Below are 18,324 nucleotides of genomic sequence, written 5' to 3'. Positions count from 1 at the left end.
TCAGATGTCCTTCCCGTTCTTCCGGGAAATCCGAACGCGCTTGCCGGACTCTTCGTCGGTGCGGTAGCCCACGCGGGTGGGGTTTCCGTCCGAGTCGACGACTGCAACGTTGGAAACGTGGATCGGGGCTTCCTGCGTGACGATGCCGCCGGAGGATGCTCCGCGCTCGTTCGCGGAAACCGCGGTGTGCTTCTTGATTCGGTTCACGCCTTCGACGAGGACCTTGTCGGTCGCGGGGTAGGCCTGAATGACCTTGCCCTTCGCGCCCTTGTCCTTGCCGGCGATGACCAGAACGGTGTCACCCTTGTGCACCTTCATCACAGCACCTCCGGGGCAAGCGAAACGATCTTCATGAACTTCTTCTCGCGCAGCTCACGGCCGACGGGTCCGAAGATGCGGGTTCCACGGGGATCACTGTCAGCCTTGATGAGCACTGCAGCGTTCTCGTCGAACTTGATGTAGGAACCGTCCGGACGACGGCGCTCCTTGGTCGTGCGAACGATGACGGCCTTGACGACCTCACCCTTCTTGATGTTTCCACCGGGGATTGCGTCCTTGACGGTGGCGACGATGACGTCACCGATCCCGGCGTAGCGACGTGACGAACCGCCGAGAACGCGGATGCAAAGGATTTCCTTGGCACCCGTGTTATCAGCGACGCGAACTCGCGACTCCTGCTGAATCACTTGATCTCCCTAGACCTGGAATTTCGTGCGCAACGGATTACCGACCCGGTGCGCGCGGTCATTGTTGCCACCTGCGTCGTGTCTGAGCTGCAGTCCCACCGACTGACGTCGGGAGACGATCACTGCAAGCACCGTTCGAGCTGCGCACGTGAAGACACACCTCTGCCACAGGCAACCGTTCTATTGTAGGGAAGGGTTCACCGAATACCAAATCAGCCGTACTCGACGCAACTCGGACCCTTCGCCCGGAAAGCCTCGAAAGCCCGCGGAAAGCCGAATGGCCCACTCCCCCAAGGGGAAGCGGGCCATTCGGTGATACTCGATCAGCTCGAGGATTCGATCAGGCTTACTTGGCCTTTTCGAGGACCTCGACCAGACGCCAGTGCTTCGTCGCGGACAGCGGACGGGTTTCCATCAGCTGAACGCGGTCGCCGACGCCGGCAACGCCGTTCTCGTCGTGCGCCTTCACCTTGGTCGTACGGCGGATGATCTTGCCGTAGAGCTTGTGCTTGACGCGGTCTTCGAGCTCGACCACGATCGTCTTTTCCATCTTGTCGGACACGACGTATCCGACACGGACCTTACGGCTCGCGCGCTCTTCTGTGCTCACTGCTTTTTCCTCACTCATGCCGCGTCACCTGCATCCGGACCCACAGCGAGTCCGAGCTCACGCTCACGCAGGACGGTGTAGATGCGCGCGATCTCGTGACGAACGGTGCGCAGTCGTCGGTTGTTGTCCATCTGGCCGGTAGCCATCTGGAAACGAAGGTTGAAAAGCTCTTCCTTCGACTCACGGAGCCGGGTGACCAGCTCGTCTTCACTGAGCTCGCGGAGCTCTGCTGCTGGGGTTCCAGTAGCCATCAGAACTGCTCCTCTCTGGTCACGATCCGGCACTTGCACGGGAGCTTGTGCATCGCGCGGCGCAGGGCCTCGCGAGCAATCTCCTCGTTGGGGTATGTCATCTCGAACAGAACGCGTCCGGGCTTGACGTTGGCAATCCACCACTCGGGCGAACCCTTACCGGAACCCATTCGGGTTTCGGCCGGCTTCTTCGTGAGGGGGCGATCCGGGAAGATGTTGATCCAGATCTTGCCGCCACGCTTGATGTGCCGAGTCATGGCGATACGAGCGGACTCGATCTGCCGGTTGGTGATGTAGGCAGGCTCGAGAGCCTGGATGCCGTAGTCACCGAAGGTCACCTGGGTACCGCCCTTGGCGGCACCCGAACGGCTCGGGTGGTGCTGCTTGCGGTGCTTGACCCGCCGTGGGATCAACATGCGTCAGCCCTCCTGATTCTGTTCAGTTGCGGGAGCATCGGCGGTTGCGGTCGCTGCGCGGCCGGCCTCGGTGCTGGTCGCAGTGGTACCGGTGGCACCGGAACGACGCGGACGGCTCGGACGCTCACGACGCGGGCGATCCCCGGCCGGTGCGGCCGTGTTGGCGGCGAGCTCACGCTTGCCACCGACGATGTCGCCCTTGTAGATCCAGACCTTGACGCCGATGCGACCGAAGGTGGTCTTGGCCTCGTAGAGGCCGTAGTCGATGTCCGCACGAAGCGTGTGCAGCGGCACACGGCCTTCGCGGTAGAACTCCGACCGGGACATCTCGGCGCCGCCGAGACGACCGGAGCACTGAACGCGGATTCCCTTGACGTTGGGCTGACGCATGGCCGACTGGATGGCCTTGCGCATTGCACGACGGAAGGCAACGCGGTTCGAGAGCTGCTCGGCCACACCCTGTGCGACGAGCTGTGCTTCAGCTTCTGCGTTCTTGACCTCGAGGATGTTCAGCTGAACCTGCTTGCCGGTCAGCTTCTCGAGCTCGGAGCGGATGCGATCGGCTTCGGCGCCGCGGCGGCCGATGACGATGCCCGGACGTGCAGTGTGGATGTCCACGCGAACACGGTCACGGGTGCGCTCGATTTCGACCTTCGCGATTCCTGCGCGCTCCATGCCGGTGGCGAGGAGCTTACGGATCGCGACGTCTTCCTTGACGTACTCCGCGTACTGCTTGTCTGCGTACCAGCGAGACTTCCAGTCGGTGGTGATGCCGAGACGGAAGCCGTGCGGGTTGATTTTCTGGCCCACTACTGAGCACTTCCCTTCCGGCGATTACGGGTCGATGTTCCGGTCTTCGGCAGGCTCTCCACGATCACGGTGATGTGACTGGTGCGCTTGCGAATACGGAACGCACGTCCCTGTGCACGCGGCTGGAACCGCTTGAGGGTCGCGCCCTCGTCCACGAACGCCGTAGCAACGACAAGCGTGCTGGGGTCGAGGTCGAGGTTGTTCTCGGCGTTGGCTGCTGCGGAGGCGATCACCTTGGCGACCGGCTCGCTCGCTGCCTGCGGCGCGAACTTCAGGATGTTCAGGGCGTCTTCAACCGAGCGCCCGCGGACCAGGTCCACAACTCGACGTGCCTTCATCGGCGTAACGCGAACGTGCTTCGCTACAGCCTTGGCAGTCGGGTTGGCGGTTTCGGTGTTGCTCATCGCCTCTTCGCCTTCCGATCATCCTTGATGTGACCCTTGAACGTGCGGGTCGGTGCAAACTCTCCGAGCTTGTGTCCGACCATGGAGTCGGAAACGAACACGGGGACGTGCTTGCGGCCGTCGTGAACTGCAAACGTGTGGCCGATGAAGTCCGGGATGATTGTCGAACGACGGGACCAGGTCTTGATGACCTGCTTGGTTCCCTTTTCGTTCTGTACATCCACCTTCGCGAGGAGGTGGTCATCGACGAACGGGCCCTTCTTAAGGCTGCGTGGCATCCTTCACTCCCTCCTAGCGCTTGTTCTTGCCGGTGCGGCGGCGACGGACGATCATCTTGTCGCTTGCCTTGTTCTTGCGGGTACGGCCTTCAGGCTTACCCCACGGGCTGACCGGGTGGCGTCCACCTGAGGTCTTGCCCTCGCCGCCACCGTGCGGGTGGTCGACCGGGTTCATCACGACACCACGAACGGTCGGGCGCTTGCCCTTCCAACGCATACGGCCGGCCTTGCCCCAGTTGATGTTCGACTGCTCGGCGTTGCCGACCTCGCCGACGGATGCGCGGCAGCGCACGTCGACGCGACGGATTTCACCGGAAGGCATACGCAGCGTGGCGTAGCTGCCTTCCTTACCGAGGAGCTGGATGCTGGCGCCTGCGGAACGAGCCATCTTGGCTCCGCCGCCGGGACGCAGTTCCACACCGTGGATGGTGGTACCAGTCGGGATGTTGCGCAGCGGCAGGTTGTTGCCCGGCTTGATGTCGGCGCCTGCACCGGACTCGACCGGTGAACCCTGCACCAGGCCCTTGGGGGCGATGATGTAGCGCTTCTCACCGTCTGCGTAATGCAGGAGTGCGATGTTTGCTGTGCGGTTGGGGTCGTACTCGATGTGAGCGACCTTTGCCGGGATGCCGTCCTTGTCGTTGCGACGGAAATCGATCAGTCGGTATGCACGCTTGTGTCCGCCACCCTTGTGACGGGTGGTGATACGACCGTGTGCGTTACGTCCACCGCGACCGTGCAGCGGGCGAACCAGCGACTTCTCGGGGGTCGACCGAGTGATCTCGGCGAAGTCCGAGACGCTCGAGCCACGACGGCCCGGTGTTGTCGGCTTGTACTTACGGATTGCCATGAGTCTTCTCGTCCTCTATGTCTCGTCAAGTCCCGGCGCTTACGCGACCGGTCCTCCGAAGATCTCGATGGGCTTGCTGTCAGCGGACAGGGTCACGAGCGCGCGCTTGGTGTCCTTGCGCTTGCCGTAACCGAATCGGGTCCGCTTACGCTTGCCCTGACGGTTGGCGGTGTTGACGCTGGTCACCTTGACGCCGAAGACCTTCTCGACGGCAATCTTGATCTGCGTCTTGTTCGAGTCCGGGTGCACCAGGAAGGTGTAGGTGCCTTCCTCGATCAGTCCGTAGGACTTCTCGGAGATGACCGGAGCGAGCAGGATGTCGCGGGGGTCAGCGATGGTGCTCACTTGGCGTCCTCCTTGTTCTGAGCGCTCTCTGCGGGCCCGTGGATGAACGCGTTGAGTGCCTCGACGCTGAACACGACATCGTCTGCATTGAGCACGTCGTAGGTGTTGAGCTGGTCGGGTGCAATGGGATGCACGCCTTCCAGGTTCTGCACGCTCTTCCAAGCGGCTACATCCTGGCGACCCACGACGAGCAGCAGCTTCTTGCGATCCGAAATCTCGCCGAGGAACGCGATTGCGCCCTTGGTCGAAGGCGTCTGCCCTGCAACCAGTTCGGTGATGACGTGGATGCGCTCGTTGCGTGCGCGGTCAGAGAGGGCTCCGCGAAGAGCGGCTGCCTTCATCTTCTTGGGGGTGCGCTGGCTGTAGTCACGCGGCTGCGGGCCGTGAACGGTTCCGCCGCCGACGAACTGCGGTGCGCGAGTCGAGCCCTGGCGTGCGCGGCCGGTGCCCTTCTGGCGGTACGGCTTCTTGCCACCGCCGCGGACGTCGCCGCGGGTCTTGGTGGAGTGGGTTCCCTGACGAGCAGCTGCGAGCTGCGCGACGACAACCTGATGGAGAAGCGCGATGTTGGCCGGAGCGTCGAAGATCTCAGCGGGGAGATCGACGGTGCCGTTGGTCTTGCCGCCGGCGACCTTGACGTCCAGGGTCAACTTGGTCTCGGTGCTGGTCATGCCCGTGCACCACCCTTCACTGCACTCTTGACGATCACGAGGCCGCCCTTGCGGCCGGGGATCGCACCCTTGATCAGCAGCAGGCCGTTCTCTGCATCCACCTTGTGGACCGAGAGGTTCTGCGTCGTGATGCGGTCGCTACCCATGCGTCCGGACATGCGCATGCCCTTGAACACGCGGCCGGGAGTTGCACAGCCACCGATGGAGCCCGGGCGGCGGTGAACAGCCTGGGTACCGTGCGACGCGCCCTGTCCCTTGAAGCCGTGACGCTTCATGGTTCCGGCGAAGCCCTTGCCCTTGCTGGTTCCGGTGACGTCGACGTATGCGCCGTCCTCGAAGACCTCGGCGGTGAGCTCCTGGCCGACCTCGTAGTCGGAGGTGTCCGCAACGCGGAGCTCCACTACGTGGCGACGCGGGGTCACACCAGCCTTGGTGAACTGGCCGGAAGTCGGCTTGTTCACCTTGCGCGGGTCGATGGCGCCGAACGCGAGCTGAACGGCGCTGTAGCCGTCACGCTCTTCGGTACGGATCTGGGTTACGACGTTCGGCCCAGCCTTCACGACGGTGACCGGGACAACCCGGTTGTTCTCGTCGAAGACCTGGGTCATGCCGAGCTTGGTGCCCAGGATTCCCTTGATCTTGGTATCAGTCATTGTTTTTGTCTCCGCCGTCACTGAATGTTCACGTCGACACTGGCCGGAAGGTCGATGCGCATGAGCGCGTCAACCGTCTTCGGCGTCGGGTCGAGAATGTCGATCAGCCGCTTGTGAGTACGCATCTCGAAGTGCTCGCGCGAGTCCTTGTACTTGTGCGGCGAGCGGATGACGCAATATACGTTCTTCTCGGTCGGCAACGGCACAGGTCCAACGACGCGGGCACCCGTACGGGTTACCGTCTCGACGATCTTGCGCGCTGACGCGTCGATCGCCTCGTGGTCGTAGGCCTTGAGCCTGATGCGGATCTTTTGTCCCGCCACGCTTAGTGTCCTTTTCTTGCCGCGTTTCGTAGCCCGCCTGGTCAGGCTCGAGCTACCTCGTCTGCACAGTCCTTGCCTGGACGATGACACGACGAACACTGAAGCGATCGGGACCAAGTCCAAGTTCTCGGGAGTACCGAGATTCGGATCGAGATCAGGATCTGCTGCCGCTGTTCGTTTGTCATTGTTCTCCGGTACACGCGGTCGGGCGTGTCGCCTTCTCACTCATCCTGCGCCGGACAATCTTTCGATTATCTGGCGCGTGATGCGTACCGGACGTGTTCGATGTCGAACACAAAGTAGGTACTGCTTCCGTCCTGCATTACTTCTCGTCTTGCATGGTCACAGTCGTTGACCCGATTACCCTGACGGGATCTGCGATCGATCGTCTGTGACGTCTTACCCTTACCCGATCACGGCCGCAATCGACCGCGTCCCGGACAAGGCAACCCGACCAGTATGCCGTACCTGGCCCAAATCCTCAACTCCCCCGAACTGCCTTTTCCGAGTGAGCTGCGCGACAACAACCTTACTCAGAAGTAAGATAGGCCTATGACTACCTCCAGCCCTACCTATCGCGGATGGCAGAAATTGCCGGACAATGCCCTCGGACATGCAGTTTTCTCGGCGGCGATGTCCATTCGCGTGCCCTATTTCGCCTCTGTTCTCCCCCGGGTGACCAAGTTGGAACCAGGGCTCTGCGAGGTCCGCTCCCCCAAATGGTGGGGCGTCCACAACCATCTCGGCACTTTTCACGCGATCGCTGCCTGCAACCTCGCGGAGGTCGCGATGGGCATGCTGAGCGAAGCGACGGTTCCGAACTCGCACCGCTGGATCCCCAAGTCGATGAAGGTCGACTACCTCGCCAAGGCCGAGACCGGCCTGCGGGCGGTCGCCCGACTCGAGACTTTGCCGGACTTCGCGGCGATCGAGAGTGGCACGGAACTTCTCGTTCCCATCTCGATCTTCGACCGGGGCGGCAAGGAAGTAGTCCACGCCGAAATCACCACCTGGGTCTCCCCCAAGTAGGAACTCACGAACCCGCCTGCATCGCAACCTGATTCGCCCGCCAAACAGGTTTCGCAGAATTAGGCACCACCGCAGGTTTCGGCGAATGACGATCGTGGAACACCTCCCCGAACGGCGATGGTCGGTCGGGGTGCCGGTGTCCGGAGGTGGGTTGCGTTCCGGGCACCACATTGTCGACCTCGCGTCACGCCGAGCACCGGGAGGCCTCGTGGAAGAGTTCTTGACCACAACGAGTTCCGAAGCAGGCACGCAGACCTCGTCGTATCCGGACGAGGCCGAGGGATTGGACAGCTTCCGGCGCGACCTCGACGCCATCGACGCTCTACTTCTCGAGACGGTGCGGCAGCGGCTGGAACTCTGCCTGCGCATCGGCGAGTGGAAGCGCTCCCGCGAGGTTCCGATGATGCAACCCGGCCGCGTCCGCCTCGTGCAGGAGCGGGCGCGTGAATTCGCCCGTAGACACGACCTCTCCCCCGACTTCTTCAACGCCCTGTACGAGCTGATGATTGCCGAGACCTGTCGACTCGAAGACCTGGTGATCAACGCACCTGTTGAGGAGGAGGACACTGTTCGGGAATCCGTCGGACCGAGATCAGGATCATCGACATGAGTTCCCGCACCCTTCTGGTGGACAATTACGACTCGTTCACCTACAACCTGTTCACCCTGTTGACCGAGGTCAACGGGGTTGTGCCGACCGTGGTCCGCAACGACGCGGATTGGGATTCCCTCGATCTCGCGTCGTACGACAACGTGGTCATCTCCCCAGGTCCCGGCCGGCCGGATCGCGACCGTGATTTCGGAATCAGCCGCCGTTTCATCGAAGAAGCGCCTCTCCCACTTCTCGGTGTCTGTCTCGGCCACCAGGGCCTGTGCGAGTTGTTCGGCGCGGACGTGGTGGTTGCGCCCGTACCGATGCACGGCCGAATTTCGCTGATCGATCACGACGGCTCGGGCATTTTTGCCGGACTTCCGTCGCCGTTCCGAGCTGTTCGCTACCACTCGTTGACCGTCGAGAATCTGCCGAACGCCTTCGTTCGTACCGCGTGGACGTCCGACGGTCTGCTCATGGGTGTCCGGCACCGGACCAAGCCGATGTGGGGAGTTCAGTTCCATCCGGAGTCCATCAGCACCGAGTTCGGCATAGATTTGCTCGCGAACTTCCGCGATCTGTCCGTCGGACGCACTCTGGATTCGGTGATCCGACCCGAACCTGTTCCGCAAACACCCGACCTGCGGCCGGCGATCAACTACGACATCGACGACGTGACTCTCGATTTTGCAGTGGACCCGTCGGCGGCCTATGCAGCACTGTTCGCCGACGGCCCGAACGCGTTCTGGCTGGACCGCGCGGCAACCGCAGAGCCGAGTGCGCGCTTTTCGATTCTCGGCGATTCGTCGGGGCCGCTGGCCGAGTTCATCACGTACGACGTGCAAGCCGAGGTACTGACTGTCAGCCGAAAAGGCTTGTCCGACGAGCACATTCGAGTTCCTTTCTTCGATTACTTGGACGCACAACTCTCGACACGCTTCGTGCCCTCGCATCCGGAACTCGACTTCAACCTCGGCTACGTGGGATACCTCGGCTACGAACTGAAAGCACAGACCGGAGGAAGGGCAGTCCATCCGGCACCCACTCCTGATGCCGCTCTGGTGTTTGCCGATCGCGCCGTCGTCATCGATCACACCGCGGGCCGCACTCACGTTTTGAGATTGCGCGAGAAAGTCCGGGACGCCGGCTATGACGATTGGCTCGAATCGACCGTCGACACCTTGGCGCGGATCGGCGCGGACCTTCCGGAACGCACCCCGGTTCCGCTGATCAGCGACACCGTCTGGACGCAGGCTCGCCTTCGGCATGATCGCGATCAGTACCTGTCGTTGATCGGAACGGCCCTCTCGGAGATCCGGGCGGGTGAGTCCTACGAGGTGTGTCTGACCAACATGGCGAGCGTCGACGAGACGATCGATGCACAGCAGGCGTTCGAGTATCTGCGCTCGATCAATCCGACGCCGTACAGCGCACTTCTCGACTTCACCGGCATCTCGGTGGTCTCGGCCTCGCCTGAGCGGTTCCTTCGTGTCGACTCGGCCGGCAACGTCGAGTCCAAGCCGATCAAAGGGACCCGCCCGCGCGGCGTCACCCGAGCGCGTGATGCTGCCCTACGGCAGGACCTGCTCGACAGCGAGAAGGACCGCGCCGAGAACCTGATGATCGTGGACCTCACCCGCAACGACCTCACCAAGGTCTGCGTTCCGGGAAGTGTCCACGTTCCGAGGCTGTTCGCGATCGAGTCGTACTCGTCCGTTCACCAAATGGTGTCGACGGTGCGCGGACACCTGAGTCCGGGGTCGTCGGCGGTGGACTGTGTGCGTGCCGCGTTCCCCGGTGGATCGATGACCGGCGCCCCGAAGGTACGGACGATGGAGATCATCGACCGCCTCGAATCAGGCCCACGTGGGGTCTACTCGGGATCGATCGGGTACTTCGCGCTCGGTGGCGCCGCGGACCTCTCGATCGTGATCCGGTCGCTGGTCTGCACCGAGAGCGGCGTGACCTTCGGAATCGGCGGTGCCATCACAGCGTTGTCCGATCCGGAAGAAGAATTCGACGAGACCACGGTCAAGGCGTCCACGCTGCTCCGTGCGCTCGATGCGGTGTCCTCGCGGGTCCTCGAGTACGGCGGGTAGATCCAGCCATGACGGCGGCATCAGGCACAGCGACGGTTGTCGGCGGGCTGGGTGCCGTCGGATCCATGTTCGTCGAACTGCTTCGCGCCGGGGGGTCGACCGTCACCGTCGTCGACCCAGCAGGCAGCGATCCCGACGGAGATGTAGTCGTCGGAGACATCACGAAACCCAGTGAGCAAGTCCTCGCGCACGTGGAGTCCTCGCGCATCATCGTGCTCGCGGTTCCCGAACAGGTCGCTCTAGCCGCACTACCGAGCCTTCGGACATCCGGCGCTCTCGTTGTGGACACGCTGTCGGTCAAATCGCGGATGGACGCAGCAATCGCCGACGCCGGCCGAGAAGGGGAGTTCCTCGGACTCAACCCCATGTTCCGTCCGTCGCTCGGGCCACGCGGTCGGGCCGTCATCGCAGTGCCGTACGTCGGCGGTCCGCAGTCCGACAGATTCCTCGACATCGTGCGCTCGTGGGGCGCGTCGGTCGCGGTGATGGACGCCGATCGTCACGACCGGTTGGCTGCGGCCACCCAGGTTCTGACACACGCGTCGGTGCTGGCTTTCGGCGTTGCCCTGGCTGAACTCCGAGTTTCCGCGGACGAACTCCTCGCGGTCGCCCCTCCCCCGCATCGGACCTTGCTCGCGCTCCTGGCGCGTGTAGCCGGCGGCGAGCCGGAGGTGTACTGGGACGTGCAAGCGGGCAATCCGTACGCAGGTGCGACACGAAAAGCACTGTTCGATGCCACCGCACAGGTGGACAGGGCGGCCGAAACCCTCGGCGACTTCACGACGCTGATGAAAACCGCCGACGCAGCGCTCGACAATCGCTCAGGCGAATTGAACGCGGAGTGCCAGAGCTTGTTCGATCGCATTGCCGAAGGGCACAGAGAGATCGCCGAAGGGCACAGAGAGTAGGGCACGATGAGACCTGGAGTGAGTCCGCCCAGCCTCCCGGAGTACGACGCCTCCGATCCGGTCGAGAGTGCAATCGTCCGCCGCCTTGCGAGCAATTGGGCGCGCCGGGCAACCGTGAAGAAGGCGGAGCCGGAACTGGACGATCTCTTCGATACGTCGTTGTCCGACTACCCCGAAGCACTTCTCCCGTTCGCGGAGCATCCGATCTACCTGGCATTGAGCCCCGAGCAGAAGCAACGCCTGCAAGCCTGGGCATGGATCGCGTTCAACAAGAACGTCATGGACATCGAGAAGTACGTCGTCAATCCCGGCTTCGACGCTCTCGCCGAAGACCGACTTAACGTCGGTCTCGGAGATTGGGCTGCAGTGGCGGTCAATCAGGCGATGGTCGACGAGCAATATCACACGCTCATGCACTTCAATGCCAGTTCAGCGACCCGTCGAGGCAGGGGCTGGGGGCTGCCGGCCAAGGCATTGCCCGACGTCCTGACGGTCCGCACGCGGGCGCAAGCCCTCGACGCAGCCGAGGGGCCTCGCAAGATCGCGCTGACACAGTTGGCGTTCATGACCGTCGCCGAGGTGTCGATCACCGCATACCTCGACCTGATCTCGGACGACCCGGGCGTGCAGTCGATCAACCGCGCGACCATTCGGTTGCACGCTCGCGACGAGTACTGCCATGCCTCGATTGCCGGCGAACTGGCGGTACTGGTCTGGGATTCCTTGAATCGTGGAGATCGCAGCTATCTACTGGAAGGCTTCGAGGGCGCCATGCGCGCTTTCAGCGGAACCGACTTCGGCGCGTGGCGAGCAATCATGGAGATCGAAGCCATACCCGGCGGACAGAAGATGCTCGATGATGTCGCGTTGGAACCGAGCAACGAACTGTTCGTACAGGATTACAGCGGAATATCGTCCTTGCTCCATAAGTTGCAAGTTACGACAGAAGTATCAATCGCAGGAGAAGAATACCTACCCAGTTAATCCTGAGCAATAAGTGCTGATTCTCCAACAAACCCGGTCCAGTAATATTCCGCAATTATCGGGCACTCCCGATTATTCAGCTAGACAAGAGCTTGAGCAAATAAATACCGGACGAAATGCTCAAGAAAAGACGGGGAGATCCCGCGCACGCTGCCTCCGGCCCAGAAACCGGGAAGAGATTCGCCCGGAATTCTTGTCATACATTCGATAAAGAGGCCACAAGATTGCATGCAGGACACTGTCCGCTGCAATCAAGAACGTTAACTTCCAATGCGACACACCATGATGCTCGAGAGTTTTCTTTGATGCTCGATTATATCGCGCATACACTCGCGGCGAACTAACTCCACGCCTACCCGAAACCTTTGCGGCCATGCTCGAGATCTGCCCCAAAGTGCAACGAACACGCGCCATGCAGAGGGATAAGTCGATATCCTCGTGAATGTCGGTTCGATCGCTGACCGCATCCCTAACGGCCAACCAAGCCGACCGACGCATCGCCATGTTACTGCCTGGAACTGCAACAACAGGCCGAACTGCGCTCTGGGCCCCGCGAACGAGTCGCCAATTCGTCCATCGGCGCTGAAGGCCGGCGATCGGAGATTCATAAAGGTAAGTCAGGCCGGTTACGCCCGAGAAATCGTCGCGACGCTCGAAGAATTCGTGAACCGCAACTGCCCAGCCTTCCCCCACGATCGTATCGGCGTCGATACGTCCGATAAGTTCTCCACTAGCCGCGTCAAACCCCTTGTTTCTCGCATGCACCACCCCGGGGCGGGATTCACAGAGAAGCCGAAGCTTGGGACAACTAATTTGATACTTCTTGATCAACTCAGAAGTATTGTCCGAGGAATTATTGTCAACTACGATGATTTCGTCGACATATTCACCTTGAGCAATGAGCGCTTCGATGCACGTTTCGATGTATTCAGATTCATTAAAAGCCGGAACAACCACCGACAACGTCGCGTTCGCCATTTCCCAACGGTATCGCGAATCTCTCCACAAGACATTGAGCAGCGGGCCCAGGGAACCAACCGGAAGGAATCGGAGGACTTTCGTCACCGGTCAAATCAAAGACCTCCGGTCCGTGCAACTGAATACCCACCTGCGTAGATGCGCTAAAAATCTATTTGGTCATTCGTTCAATTGGAGGAGATCTTTACGTTACAAAGAGCATTTGTGATTCTTGCCACAAGGTGAAATCGAAGGTGAGAGTTGCTGGCAGGAGCCCCGTACCCCCTCTCACGCGTCCGATTGCCCGAGTGTCGGTTTGACCCTCCGGTAACATCTGAGCGGAGATCACGGATAGAAGACAGAAGGCATCTGTGCGCCCGTCGGGAGCGCGTGCCCGTTCCGACAATGCAGACAGCGGAGTGTTGATGCCCTTTTCCACGGACGCAGCGGTACTAGTGGAGGACGTACACAAGTCCTTCAAGAACGTGCACGCGCTGCGAGGGATCAACTTCACCGCCCCACGTGGGACGGTGCTCGGCATCTTGGGTCCCAACGGCGCAGGCAAGACAACGACGGTGAAGGTCCTCTCCACGCTCATCCGCCCCACCAGCGGACGCGCGATGGTGGCTGGCTACGACGTAGTGCGCAACGCTCCCGAGGTTCGACGCTCCATCATGATGACCGGGCAGTTCGCCGCCCTGGACGATTCACTTACCGGCCGCGAGAACATCGAACTGTTCGGCAGGTTGATGGGGCTCGACCGAATGTCCGCGAAGGTGCGCGCTGCCGACCTGCTCTCTCAATTCGACCTCGTCGAAGCAGGATCCCGAGTAGTCAGGAACTACTCCGGTGGTATGCGCCGACGAATCGATATTGCGTGTGGCCTGGTTGTTCGCCCTGAGGTCGTTTTCCTCGACGAGCCGACCACCGGCTTGGATCCGCGCAGTCGGCAAAGCGTCTGGTCGCTGGTTCAGTCACTGAAGGAGCAGGGAATCACCGTGCTCCTGACAACTCAGTACCTCGAAGAAGCAGATCTACTGAGCGACAACATCATCGTCATCGACAAAGGCGCGGTCATTGCCGAGGGGACTGCTGACCAATTGAAGGCTCGAACCGGCGCAAGCTTCTGCGAGATCGTGCCCGCAGATCTCAAACAGCTGCCTCACGCGGTCCATGCACTCGGCAATCTGGTCCCCCGCGACTTCAGATTCGATCTGGCACAAGAGAGCGGGCGGATCGCGATCCCCGCACCTGTCGGCGCAGGAACGCTCTCTGAAGCACTGCGTCGTCTGGACCACGCACGGATTCCGCTTGCAGACATCGCGCTTCGTCGCCCGTCACTCGATGACGTCTTTCTTTCACTCACCGGTGAACAGCACGTAAGCGAGACACCGTGACGACAACTACAAAATTCGGGGTCGATCAAGTGACTGTCCGCGGGGACAGTCGCAGCAAGATTGCAGTCCCCGAGGCATTAAGCGTTGGAAAGCACCGCCGACCGCATCCATCAGCGATCAATCAGTGGTGGGTGCTGACTGCACGCACCGTCAAATCGATGGTGAAGCGCTACGAACTACTGATCGCGGTAGTCGCGCCATTGATCTTCACGATCGGTTTCTACCTTCCGTTGAAGTTCGTCATGCAACTTCAGGGCATCAACTATGCCCAGTTTCTGATGCCGATCATCGTGCTGCAAGCCATGGCCTTCACGTCGATCTCCGCCGCTCAGATGTCCTCGACCGAATCGATCACCGGCTTCAGCAACCGCATGAAAACCATGCCAGTAGTCGGCCCCGTGCCGCTGTTGTCTCGTCAATCGAGTGGCTTCGTCCGTTCGACAGTCTCACTCGCCGCGGCATTGACCTTCGGCCACTTGATCGGTTTCCGATTCTCAGCAGGCATGGGTCAGGCAGTTCTGTTTTGTGCAATCGCCCTCGCGTTCAGCACATGTCTGTCCTTCGCCGGTGATGCAATCGGTTCACTGTCGAAAAGTCCACAAGCCACCAGTCAGGCGCTGACGCTCCCCCAATTGATTCTGGGGATGTTGTCCTGCGGTTTCGCGCCCGAGACTGGCTTTCCCGAATGGATTCGGCCGTTCGTGCGCAATCAACCGGTATCGCAGTTTTCATTCGCCATGCGTGATCTTGCGCAGGGCGGAGTCACCTGGGGCGTCCTGTTTCCCGTCGTTGCGTGGACGATCGGGTTGATCGTCTTCTTCGCGCCACTAGCGTTCTGGGCAAGTATGAGGCGGTCATGAGCGAACCGACAGATCGTTTCATGGCGGCCGTCCGACCCGCCGAGGGGTTTAACTTTCCTTACCCGGACAAAGCGCTCCCTGAAAGCTCTTTCAAGGCACTGGTCGTGCACAGCGGGATTCAGGCCAAACGTTTGTTGGTCACGTGGCTGCGCGATCCATCAACCACCATTCAAGCTCTTGTGTATCCAGCGTTCATGCTGTTGATGTTCCGAGTCGTCCTGGGCAATTCGATTACAGCAGCGACGGGCCAATCGAGCATCTTCGGAACGGTCCCGCTGATCATCCTCGTTGGCGCCATGTTCGGCTCGATTGCGAGCGCAGTCGGACTCAAAGGCGAACGAGCATCTGGACTCTTGAGCCGGTTCTGGACTCTCCCTGCGCATCGTGCCTCCGGTCTGGTCGGACGCATGATCGCCGAAGCGGTGCGAGTTCTCGTCACCTCCATCGTCATCCTTGGTGTCGGCTATCTGTTGGGATTCCGATTCAACCAGGGTCCCCTGGCCGCGGTGGCGCTCTTGGTATTGCCGATCGTTTTCGGCATCGGCTTCGCGATGATGGTCACGGCGCTGGCAACAGTGGCAGATAATCTCCCGCTTGTAGAGATCGTGTCGATCTCCTGCACGCTGTTGATGTTCTTCAACTCCGGTTTTGTTCCAGTGATGGCTTATCCGAAGTGGCTGCAACCAGTTGTTGCCGAGCAACCAATGTCCGTGGCAATCGATGCGATGAAAGGCCTCTCCTTGGGGGGGCCCGTCGCCGAGCCCCTGCTCAAGACATTGGCCTGGTCGTTCGGGATGGTCGTGGTGTTCGTGTATCCAGCGATACTCGGATACCGACGCGCCGCTTCGGATTGATAGTCATCTGGGTATTGCCTGGTGGATCCGTACGCGCGGTAACGTCTACGGCTGACCATCCGAATTACAAGTAGTTCAGACTCACGAAACACGATTGCCGAGCAGGTCCGGCAGCACAGTTGAACCAACCGAAAGGCGTTGTCTTGACTCGAAAATTTCGGTCCCCCTGGAGGCGCACCGTCGCAGGTGCACTGATGGCGGCGAGCGTCGTCCTTGTATCCAGCAGCATGGGCATCGCCGGTGCCACACCCATTGCGCACCAAGGCGGGGGAGATGCAGCACAGGACGATACGGACGGTTCGTACATCGAATCTGTCGAGCGAGTCAACGATCGTCAAATCGTTGTGAATGTCTACGCAGCATCAATGGACAAGTCGGTCCCCATTCAGGTGATTTTGCCTGCAGACAACTCTCAGCCGCGCCCCATTCTGTACCTTCTCAACGGTGCCGACGGCGGAGAAGGCACAGCAACATGGGACCGGCAAACTGATGTGGTCGATTTCTTCGCCGATAAGAACGTCAATGTTGCGATTCCGGCCAAGGGTCTGATGTCGTACTACACCGACTGGGAGAAGGAAGATTCCGTACTCGGAAAGAACATGTGGAGCACCTTCCTAGGCAAGGAGCTTCCTCCACTCCTGAACAAGGAACTCGGCAGCAACGGTGACCAGTCGATTGCAGCTATCTCGATGTCTGCGACCTCTGTTCTGAATCTTGCGATCGAATATCCCGGGTTCTACAAGTCAGTTGCATCCTATTCGGGTTGTGCACAGACGAGTGACCCGATGGGGCAGGCCTTCGTACGGGCGACCACTGAATGGATCGGCGGAGTTGGCGACATTCAGAACATGTGGGGCCCATTCGACGGTCCGGGCTGGGTCGAACACGACCCGGTAGTCAACGCCGAAAAGTTGCGTGGCACTCCCCTGTACATCAGCACGGGTAGTGGCTTGCCCGGTTTTCCGAACGATACCCCGGAGAACCCTCGGATTCAGGATGGGCGAGCAGCGATGTTCGACCAGATTGTTGTAGGAGGACCGATTGAATTCGCGACCAGCATCTGCACCGGAAACCTCGCTCGACGTCTTGCCGACCTCAATATCCCGGCAACTGTGGACTTCCGGCCGGTGGGTACGCATTCGTGGGGTTACTGGCAAGACGATCTGCACAAGTCATGGCCGTTCATCGCCCAGTCCCTCGGGGTCTGATCGCGACACGCAGATTCTCGGAGCAAGAAGCAAAGCTAGCAACAAGGTGTTCAGCACGCGAGGAAAGAATTGAAGCGATTCACTCTGGTCACGCTGGCGTCATTGGCGGCCTGTGTGGTGCTGGCCGGAATGCCAACAGCTGCATCAGCAGACCCGGCGGAACCCACGCCCGGATTGTCCAGCATGGGTCCTTCCCCTGCCGGCGCCAACGACTGGGATTGCAAGCCAAGTCTCGAACATCCCCGTCCGGTGGTACTCGTACACGGGACCGGGATGAGCATGACCGACACCTGGGATGTTATGGCGCCTCAGCTTGCTGATTTGGGCTACTGCGTCTTTGCGCTGAATTATGGCGGTGTGCGCGAAATTCTGAATCCCAATGCTGTGCATTGGGGAATCACCGACATTGCAAGCTCCGCTGAGGAGCTTGCAATGTTCGTTGACTCGGTGAAATTTCACACCGGTACGACACAGGTGGACATCGTCGGTCATTCCCAGGGCGGCGTCGTTGCTCGCCAGTATCTTAAGTTCAACGGCGGAGCAACTCGTGAAGATCCGTCGAATAACAAAGTGCACTCGCTCATCAGTCTCGGCGCGACCAACCACGGAACTACATTCGGTGGTCTTCAAGCGAATGCACGATCGCTGTCTGCGATGGGCCTCCCTGGCGATCTACTGGTCCAAGCGATTTGGGGGCCTGCTGGCGTCCAACAACTCAGCGGCACACCATTCTTGACAGCTCTCAACGCCGAATCCGAGACGCAACCCGGAATCGAGTACACCGTCATCGCTTCGGCTCACGACGAAATCTCGACGCCACCCGAGGCAACTTTCCTTAGCCCAGGTGATGGCGCCGTGGTCCATAATGTCTGGACTCAAGATAACTGTGCCGGGAACACTGCGTCCCACGGACAGTTGGTCAGAGACCCTCACACTCTTGATCTCGTCAAGTCAGCGCTTGACCCGGAGTACCGGTCGCTCCCTTGCGAATAGGCACGTCAAACAAGCAACAGCAGGAATGAAGTAGGCTGGCGGCGCGGAGAAATCCAGCGCCGTCAGCCTTTTTTGTATCTTCATGTACGTCCGTGGGTCTGGCTCGACGGCACGACGCCTAGCCAGGCCCGCGGATCGACGGCCAT

24 protein-coding genes are annotated in these 18,324 nt (G+C 60.6%); 10 read left to right on the top strand and 14 right to left on the bottom strand.

All coding sequences use genetic code 11. The features are described 5' to 3' along the window. The 13 genes from rplX to rpsJ all read right to left on the bottom strand — a co-directional run bounded on the left by rplX (position 1) and on the right by rpsJ (position 6,297). Entirely contained in the window at positions 1 to 318 is a 318-nt protein-coding gene (gene rplX / locus GN300_RS20235; protein WP_003941019.1) for a 50S ribosomal protein L24, read from the bottom strand. Further along, positions 318 to 686, bottom strand: a complete 369-nt coding sequence (gene rplN / locus GN300_RS20230; protein ID WP_003940951.1) for a 50S ribosomal protein L14 — start codon at positions 684 to 686, stop codon at positions 318 to 320. Before rplN ends, rplX begins: the two co-directional genes overlap by 1 nt. 346 nt (positions 687 to 1,032) lie before the next feature. Next, positions 1,033 to 1,314: a 30S ribosomal protein S17 gene (gene rpsQ / locus GN300_RS20225; protein ID WP_003941020.1), complete on the bottom strand. Its 282-nt coding sequence runs from the start codon at positions 1,312 to 1,314 to the stop codon at positions 1,033 to 1,035. Then, the gene (gene rpmC, locus GN300_RS20220) at positions 1,311 to 1,547 is read right to left on the bottom strand and encodes a 50S ribosomal protein L29 (RefSeq protein WP_003940734.1); all 237 of its coding nucleotides are present in this window, start codon (positions 1,545 to 1,547) and stop codon (positions 1,311 to 1,313) included. The genes rpsQ and rpmC overlap by 4 nt, the downstream gene beginning before the upstream one ends. Beyond that, on the bottom strand, positions 1,547 to 1,963 hold the full coding sequence (gene rplP, locus GN300_RS20215; RefSeq protein ID WP_003940899.1) for a 50S ribosomal protein L16: 417 nt from the start codon (positions 1,961 to 1,963) through the stop codon (positions 1,547 to 1,549). The genes rpmC and rplP overlap by 1 nt, the downstream gene beginning before the upstream one ends. 3 nt (positions 1,964 to 1,966) lie before the next feature. After that, the gene (gene rpsC / locus GN300_RS20210; protein WP_003941003.1) at positions 1,967 to 2,773 is read right to left on the bottom strand and encodes a 30S ribosomal protein S3; all 807 of its coding nucleotides are present in this window, start codon (positions 2,771 to 2,773) and stop codon (positions 1,967 to 1,969) included. Next, entirely contained in the window at positions 2,773 to 3,177 is a 405-nt protein-coding gene (gene rplV / locus GN300_RS20205) for a 50S ribosomal protein L22 (RefSeq protein ID WP_003940717.1), read from the bottom strand. Before rplV ends, rpsC begins: the two co-directional genes overlap by 1 nt. Further along, the gene (gene rpsS, locus GN300_RS20200) at positions 3,174 to 3,455 is read right to left on the bottom strand and encodes a 30S ribosomal protein S19 (protein WP_003940820.1); all 282 of its coding nucleotides are present in this window, start codon (positions 3,453 to 3,455) and stop codon (positions 3,174 to 3,176) included. Before rpsS ends, rplV begins: the two co-directional genes overlap by 4 nt. Before the next feature lie 13 nt (positions 3,456 to 3,468). Beyond that, positions 3,469 to 4,305 (bottom strand): 50S ribosomal protein L2, encoded by an 837-nt coding sequence (gene rplB, locus GN300_RS20195; RefSeq protein ID WP_003940895.1) that lies wholly within the window; start codon positions 4,303 to 4,305, stop codon positions 3,469 to 3,471. 39 nt (positions 4,306 to 4,344) lie between these two features. Beyond that, on the bottom strand, positions 4,345 to 4,650 hold the full coding sequence (gene rplW / locus GN300_RS20190; RefSeq protein WP_003940990.1) for a 50S ribosomal protein L23: 306 nt from the start codon (positions 4,648 to 4,650) through the stop codon (positions 4,345 to 4,347). Continuing rightward, complete coding sequence (gene rplD, locus GN300_RS20185; protein WP_003940723.1) at positions 4,647 to 5,321, bottom strand: 50S ribosomal protein L4; 675 nt, start codon at positions 5,319 to 5,321, stop codon at positions 4,647 to 4,649. Before rplD ends, rplW begins: the two co-directional genes overlap by 4 nt. Continuing rightward, a complete protein-coding gene (gene rplC, locus GN300_RS20180; protein ID WP_003940826.1) occupies positions 5,318 to 5,974 on the bottom strand; it encodes a 50S ribosomal protein L3 in 657 nt (218 codons plus the stop codon). Before rplC ends, rplD begins: the two co-directional genes overlap by 4 nt. A 17-nt stretch (positions 5,975 to 5,991) precedes the next feature. Then, the gene (rpsJ, locus tag GN300_RS20175; RefSeq protein WP_003938093.1) at positions 5,992 to 6,297 is read right to left on the bottom strand and encodes a 30S ribosomal protein S10; all 306 of its coding nucleotides are present in this window, start codon (positions 6,295 to 6,297) and stop codon (positions 5,992 to 5,994) included. A 552-nt stretch (positions 6,298 to 6,849) separates the two neighbouring features. On the opposite strand from rpsJ, the gene GN300_RS20170 reads away from it, so the two are divergent. The 5 genes from GN300_RS20170 (at position 6,850) to GN300_RS20150 (ending at position 11,909) form a co-directional block, all read left to right on the top strand. Then, a complete protein-coding gene (locus tag GN300_RS20170) occupies positions 6,850 to 7,326 on the top strand; it encodes a hotdog fold domain-containing protein (protein WP_003940943.1) in 477 nt (158 codons plus the stop codon). Positions 7,327 to 7,411: 85 nt separating this feature from the next. Continuing rightward, entirely contained in the window at positions 7,412 to 7,936 is a 525-nt protein-coding gene (locus GN300_RS20165; protein ID WP_019747551.1) for a chorismate mutase family protein, read from the top strand. Next, a complete protein-coding gene (pabB, locus tag GN300_RS20160) occupies positions 7,933 to 10,017 on the top strand; it encodes an aminodeoxychorismate synthase component I (protein ID WP_063316706.1) in 2,085 nt (694 codons plus the stop codon). Before GN300_RS20165 ends, pabB begins: the two co-directional genes overlap by 4 nt. A gap of 8 nt (positions 10,018 to 10,025) precedes the next feature. Beyond that, positions 10,026 to 10,925: a prephenate dehydrogenase dimerization domain-containing protein gene (locus GN300_RS20155; RefSeq protein ID WP_063316707.1), complete on the top strand. Its 900-nt coding sequence runs from the start codon at positions 10,026 to 10,028 to the stop codon at positions 10,923 to 10,925. Between the two features lie 6 nt (positions 10,926 to 10,931). After that, a complete protein-coding gene (locus GN300_RS20150) occupies positions 10,932 to 11,909 on the top strand; it encodes a diiron oxygenase (protein ID WP_063316708.1) in 978 nt (325 codons plus the stop codon). 120 nt (positions 11,910 to 12,029) lie between these two features. Here GN300_RS20150 and GN300_RS20145 read toward each other — a convergent pair whose 3' ends face one another. Beyond that, positions 12,030 to 12,887, bottom strand: coding sequence for a glycosyltransferase family 2 protein (locus GN300_RS20145; RefSeq protein ID WP_083057623.1), 858 nt, complete (start codon positions 12,885 to 12,887; stop codon positions 12,030 to 12,032). Between the two features lie 404 nt (positions 12,888 to 13,291). Here GN300_RS20145 and GN300_RS20140 point away from each other — a divergent pair, with 404 nt between their 5' ends. The 5 genes from GN300_RS20140 to GN300_RS20120 all read left to right on the top strand — a co-directional run bounded on the left by GN300_RS20140 (position 13,292) and on the right by GN300_RS20120 (position 18,178). After that, a complete protein-coding gene (locus GN300_RS20140; RefSeq protein WP_020969036.1) occupies positions 13,292 to 14,263 on the top strand; it encodes a daunorubicin resistance protein DrrA family ABC transporter ATP-binding protein in 972 nt (323 codons plus the stop codon). Continuing rightward, the gene (locus GN300_RS20135) at positions 14,260 to 15,123 is read left to right on the top strand and encodes an ABC transporter permease (protein WP_007728549.1); all 864 of its coding nucleotides are present in this window, start codon (positions 14,260 to 14,262) and stop codon (positions 15,121 to 15,123) included. The genes GN300_RS20140 and GN300_RS20135 overlap by 4 nt, the downstream gene beginning before the upstream one ends. After that, positions 15,120 to 15,977: an ABC transporter permease gene (locus tag GN300_RS20130; RefSeq protein WP_007728547.1), complete on the top strand. Its 858-nt coding sequence runs from the start codon at positions 15,120 to 15,122 to the stop codon at positions 15,975 to 15,977. Before GN300_RS20135 ends, GN300_RS20130 begins: the two co-directional genes overlap by 4 nt. A 194-nt stretch (positions 15,978 to 16,171) precedes the next feature. Next, the gene (locus tag GN300_RS20125) at positions 16,172 to 17,185 is read left to right on the top strand and encodes an alpha/beta hydrolase family protein (protein WP_007728545.1); all 1,014 of its coding nucleotides are present in this window, start codon (positions 16,172 to 16,174) and stop codon (positions 17,183 to 17,185) included. A gap of 129 nt (positions 17,186 to 17,314) precedes the next feature. Further along, on the top strand, positions 17,315 to 18,178 hold the full coding sequence (locus GN300_RS20120; protein ID WP_052027895.1) for a triacylglycerol lipase: 864 nt from the start codon (positions 17,315 to 17,317) through the stop codon (positions 18,176 to 18,178). The last annotated feature ends 146 nt before the right edge of the window (positions 18,179 to 18,324 follow it).

Origin of the sequence: Rhodococcus sp. Ni2 (assembly GCF_021352185.1) — a bacterium.
Classification (GTDB): Bacteria; Actinomycetota; Actinomycetes; order Mycobacteriales; family Mycobacteriaceae; genus Rhodococcus_F; species Rhodococcus_F qingshengii.
Note: the sequence above shows the minus strand (reverse complement) of the source record. Positions and strands in the feature narration are given on the sequence as shown.

Excerpts from the sequence above, each read along its gene's own strand:
- rplX (WP_003941019.1), bottom strand. The coding sequence starts at position 318 with ATGAAGGTGCACAAGGGTGACACCGTTCTGGTCATCGCCGGCAAGGAC.
- rpsQ (WP_003941020.1), bottom strand. The coding sequence starts at position 1,314 with ATGAGTGAGGAAAAAGCAGTGAGCACAGAAGAGCGCGCGAGCCGTAAG.
- rpmC (WP_003940734.1), bottom strand. The coding sequence starts at position 1,547 with ATGGCTACTGGAACCCCAGCAGCAGAGCTCCGCGAGCTCAGTGAAGAC.
- rplP (WP_003940899.1), bottom strand. The coding sequence starts at position 1,963 with ATGTTGATCCCACGGCGGGTCAAGCACCGCAAGCAGCACCACCCGAGC.
- rplV (WP_003940717.1), bottom strand. The coding sequence starts at position 3,177 with ATGAGCAACACCGAAACCGCCAACCCGACTGCCAAGGCTGTAGCGAAG.
- rpsS (WP_003940820.1), bottom strand. The coding sequence starts at position 3,455 with ATGCCACGCAGCCTTAAGAAGGGCCCGTTCGTCGATGACCACCTCCTC.
- rplB (WP_003940895.1), bottom strand. The coding sequence starts at position 4,305 with ATGGCAATCCGTAAGTACAAGCCGACAACACCGGGCCGTCGTGGCTCG.
- rplD (WP_003940723.1), bottom strand. The coding sequence starts at position 5,321 with ATGACCAGCACCGAGACCAAGTTGACCCTGGACGTCAAGGTCGCCGGC.
- rplC (WP_003940826.1), bottom strand. The coding sequence starts at position 5,974 with ATGACTGATACCAAGATCAAGGGAATCCTGGGCACCAAGCTCGGCATG.
- GN300_RS20170 (WP_003940943.1), top strand. The coding sequence starts at position 6,850 with ATGACTACCTCCAGCCCTACCTATCGCGGATGGCAGAAATTGCCGGAC.
- GN300_RS20165 (WP_019747551.1), top strand. The coding sequence starts at position 7,412 with ATGACGATCGTGGAACACCTCCCCGAACGGCGATGGTCGGTCGGGGTG.
- pabB (WP_063316706.1), top strand. The coding sequence starts at position 7,933 with ATGAGTTCCCGCACCCTTCTGGTGGACAATTACGACTCGTTCACCTAC.
- GN300_RS20155 (WP_063316707.1), top strand. The coding sequence starts at position 10,026 with ATGACGGCGGCATCAGGCACAGCGACGGTTGTCGGCGGGCTGGGTGCC.
- GN300_RS20150 (WP_063316708.1), top strand. The coding sequence starts at position 10,932 with ATGAGACCTGGAGTGAGTCCGCCCAGCCTCCCGGAGTACGACGCCTCC.
- GN300_RS20145 (WP_083057623.1), bottom strand. The coding sequence starts at position 12,887 with ATGGCGAACGCGACGTTGTCGGTGGTTGTTCCGGCTTTTAATGAATCT.
- GN300_RS20140 (WP_020969036.1), top strand. The coding sequence starts at position 13,292 with ATGCCCTTTTCCACGGACGCAGCGGTACTAGTGGAGGACGTACACAAG.
- GN300_RS20130 (WP_007728547.1), top strand. The coding sequence starts at position 15,120 with ATGAGCGAACCGACAGATCGTTTCATGGCGGCCGTCCGACCCGCCGAG.
- GN300_RS20125 (WP_007728545.1), top strand. The coding sequence starts at position 16,172 with ATGGCGGCGAGCGTCGTCCTTGTATCCAGCAGCATGGGCATCGCCGGT.
- GN300_RS20120 (WP_052027895.1), top strand. The coding sequence starts at position 17,315 with ATGCCAACAGCTGCATCAGCAGACCCGGCGGAACCCACGCCCGGATTG.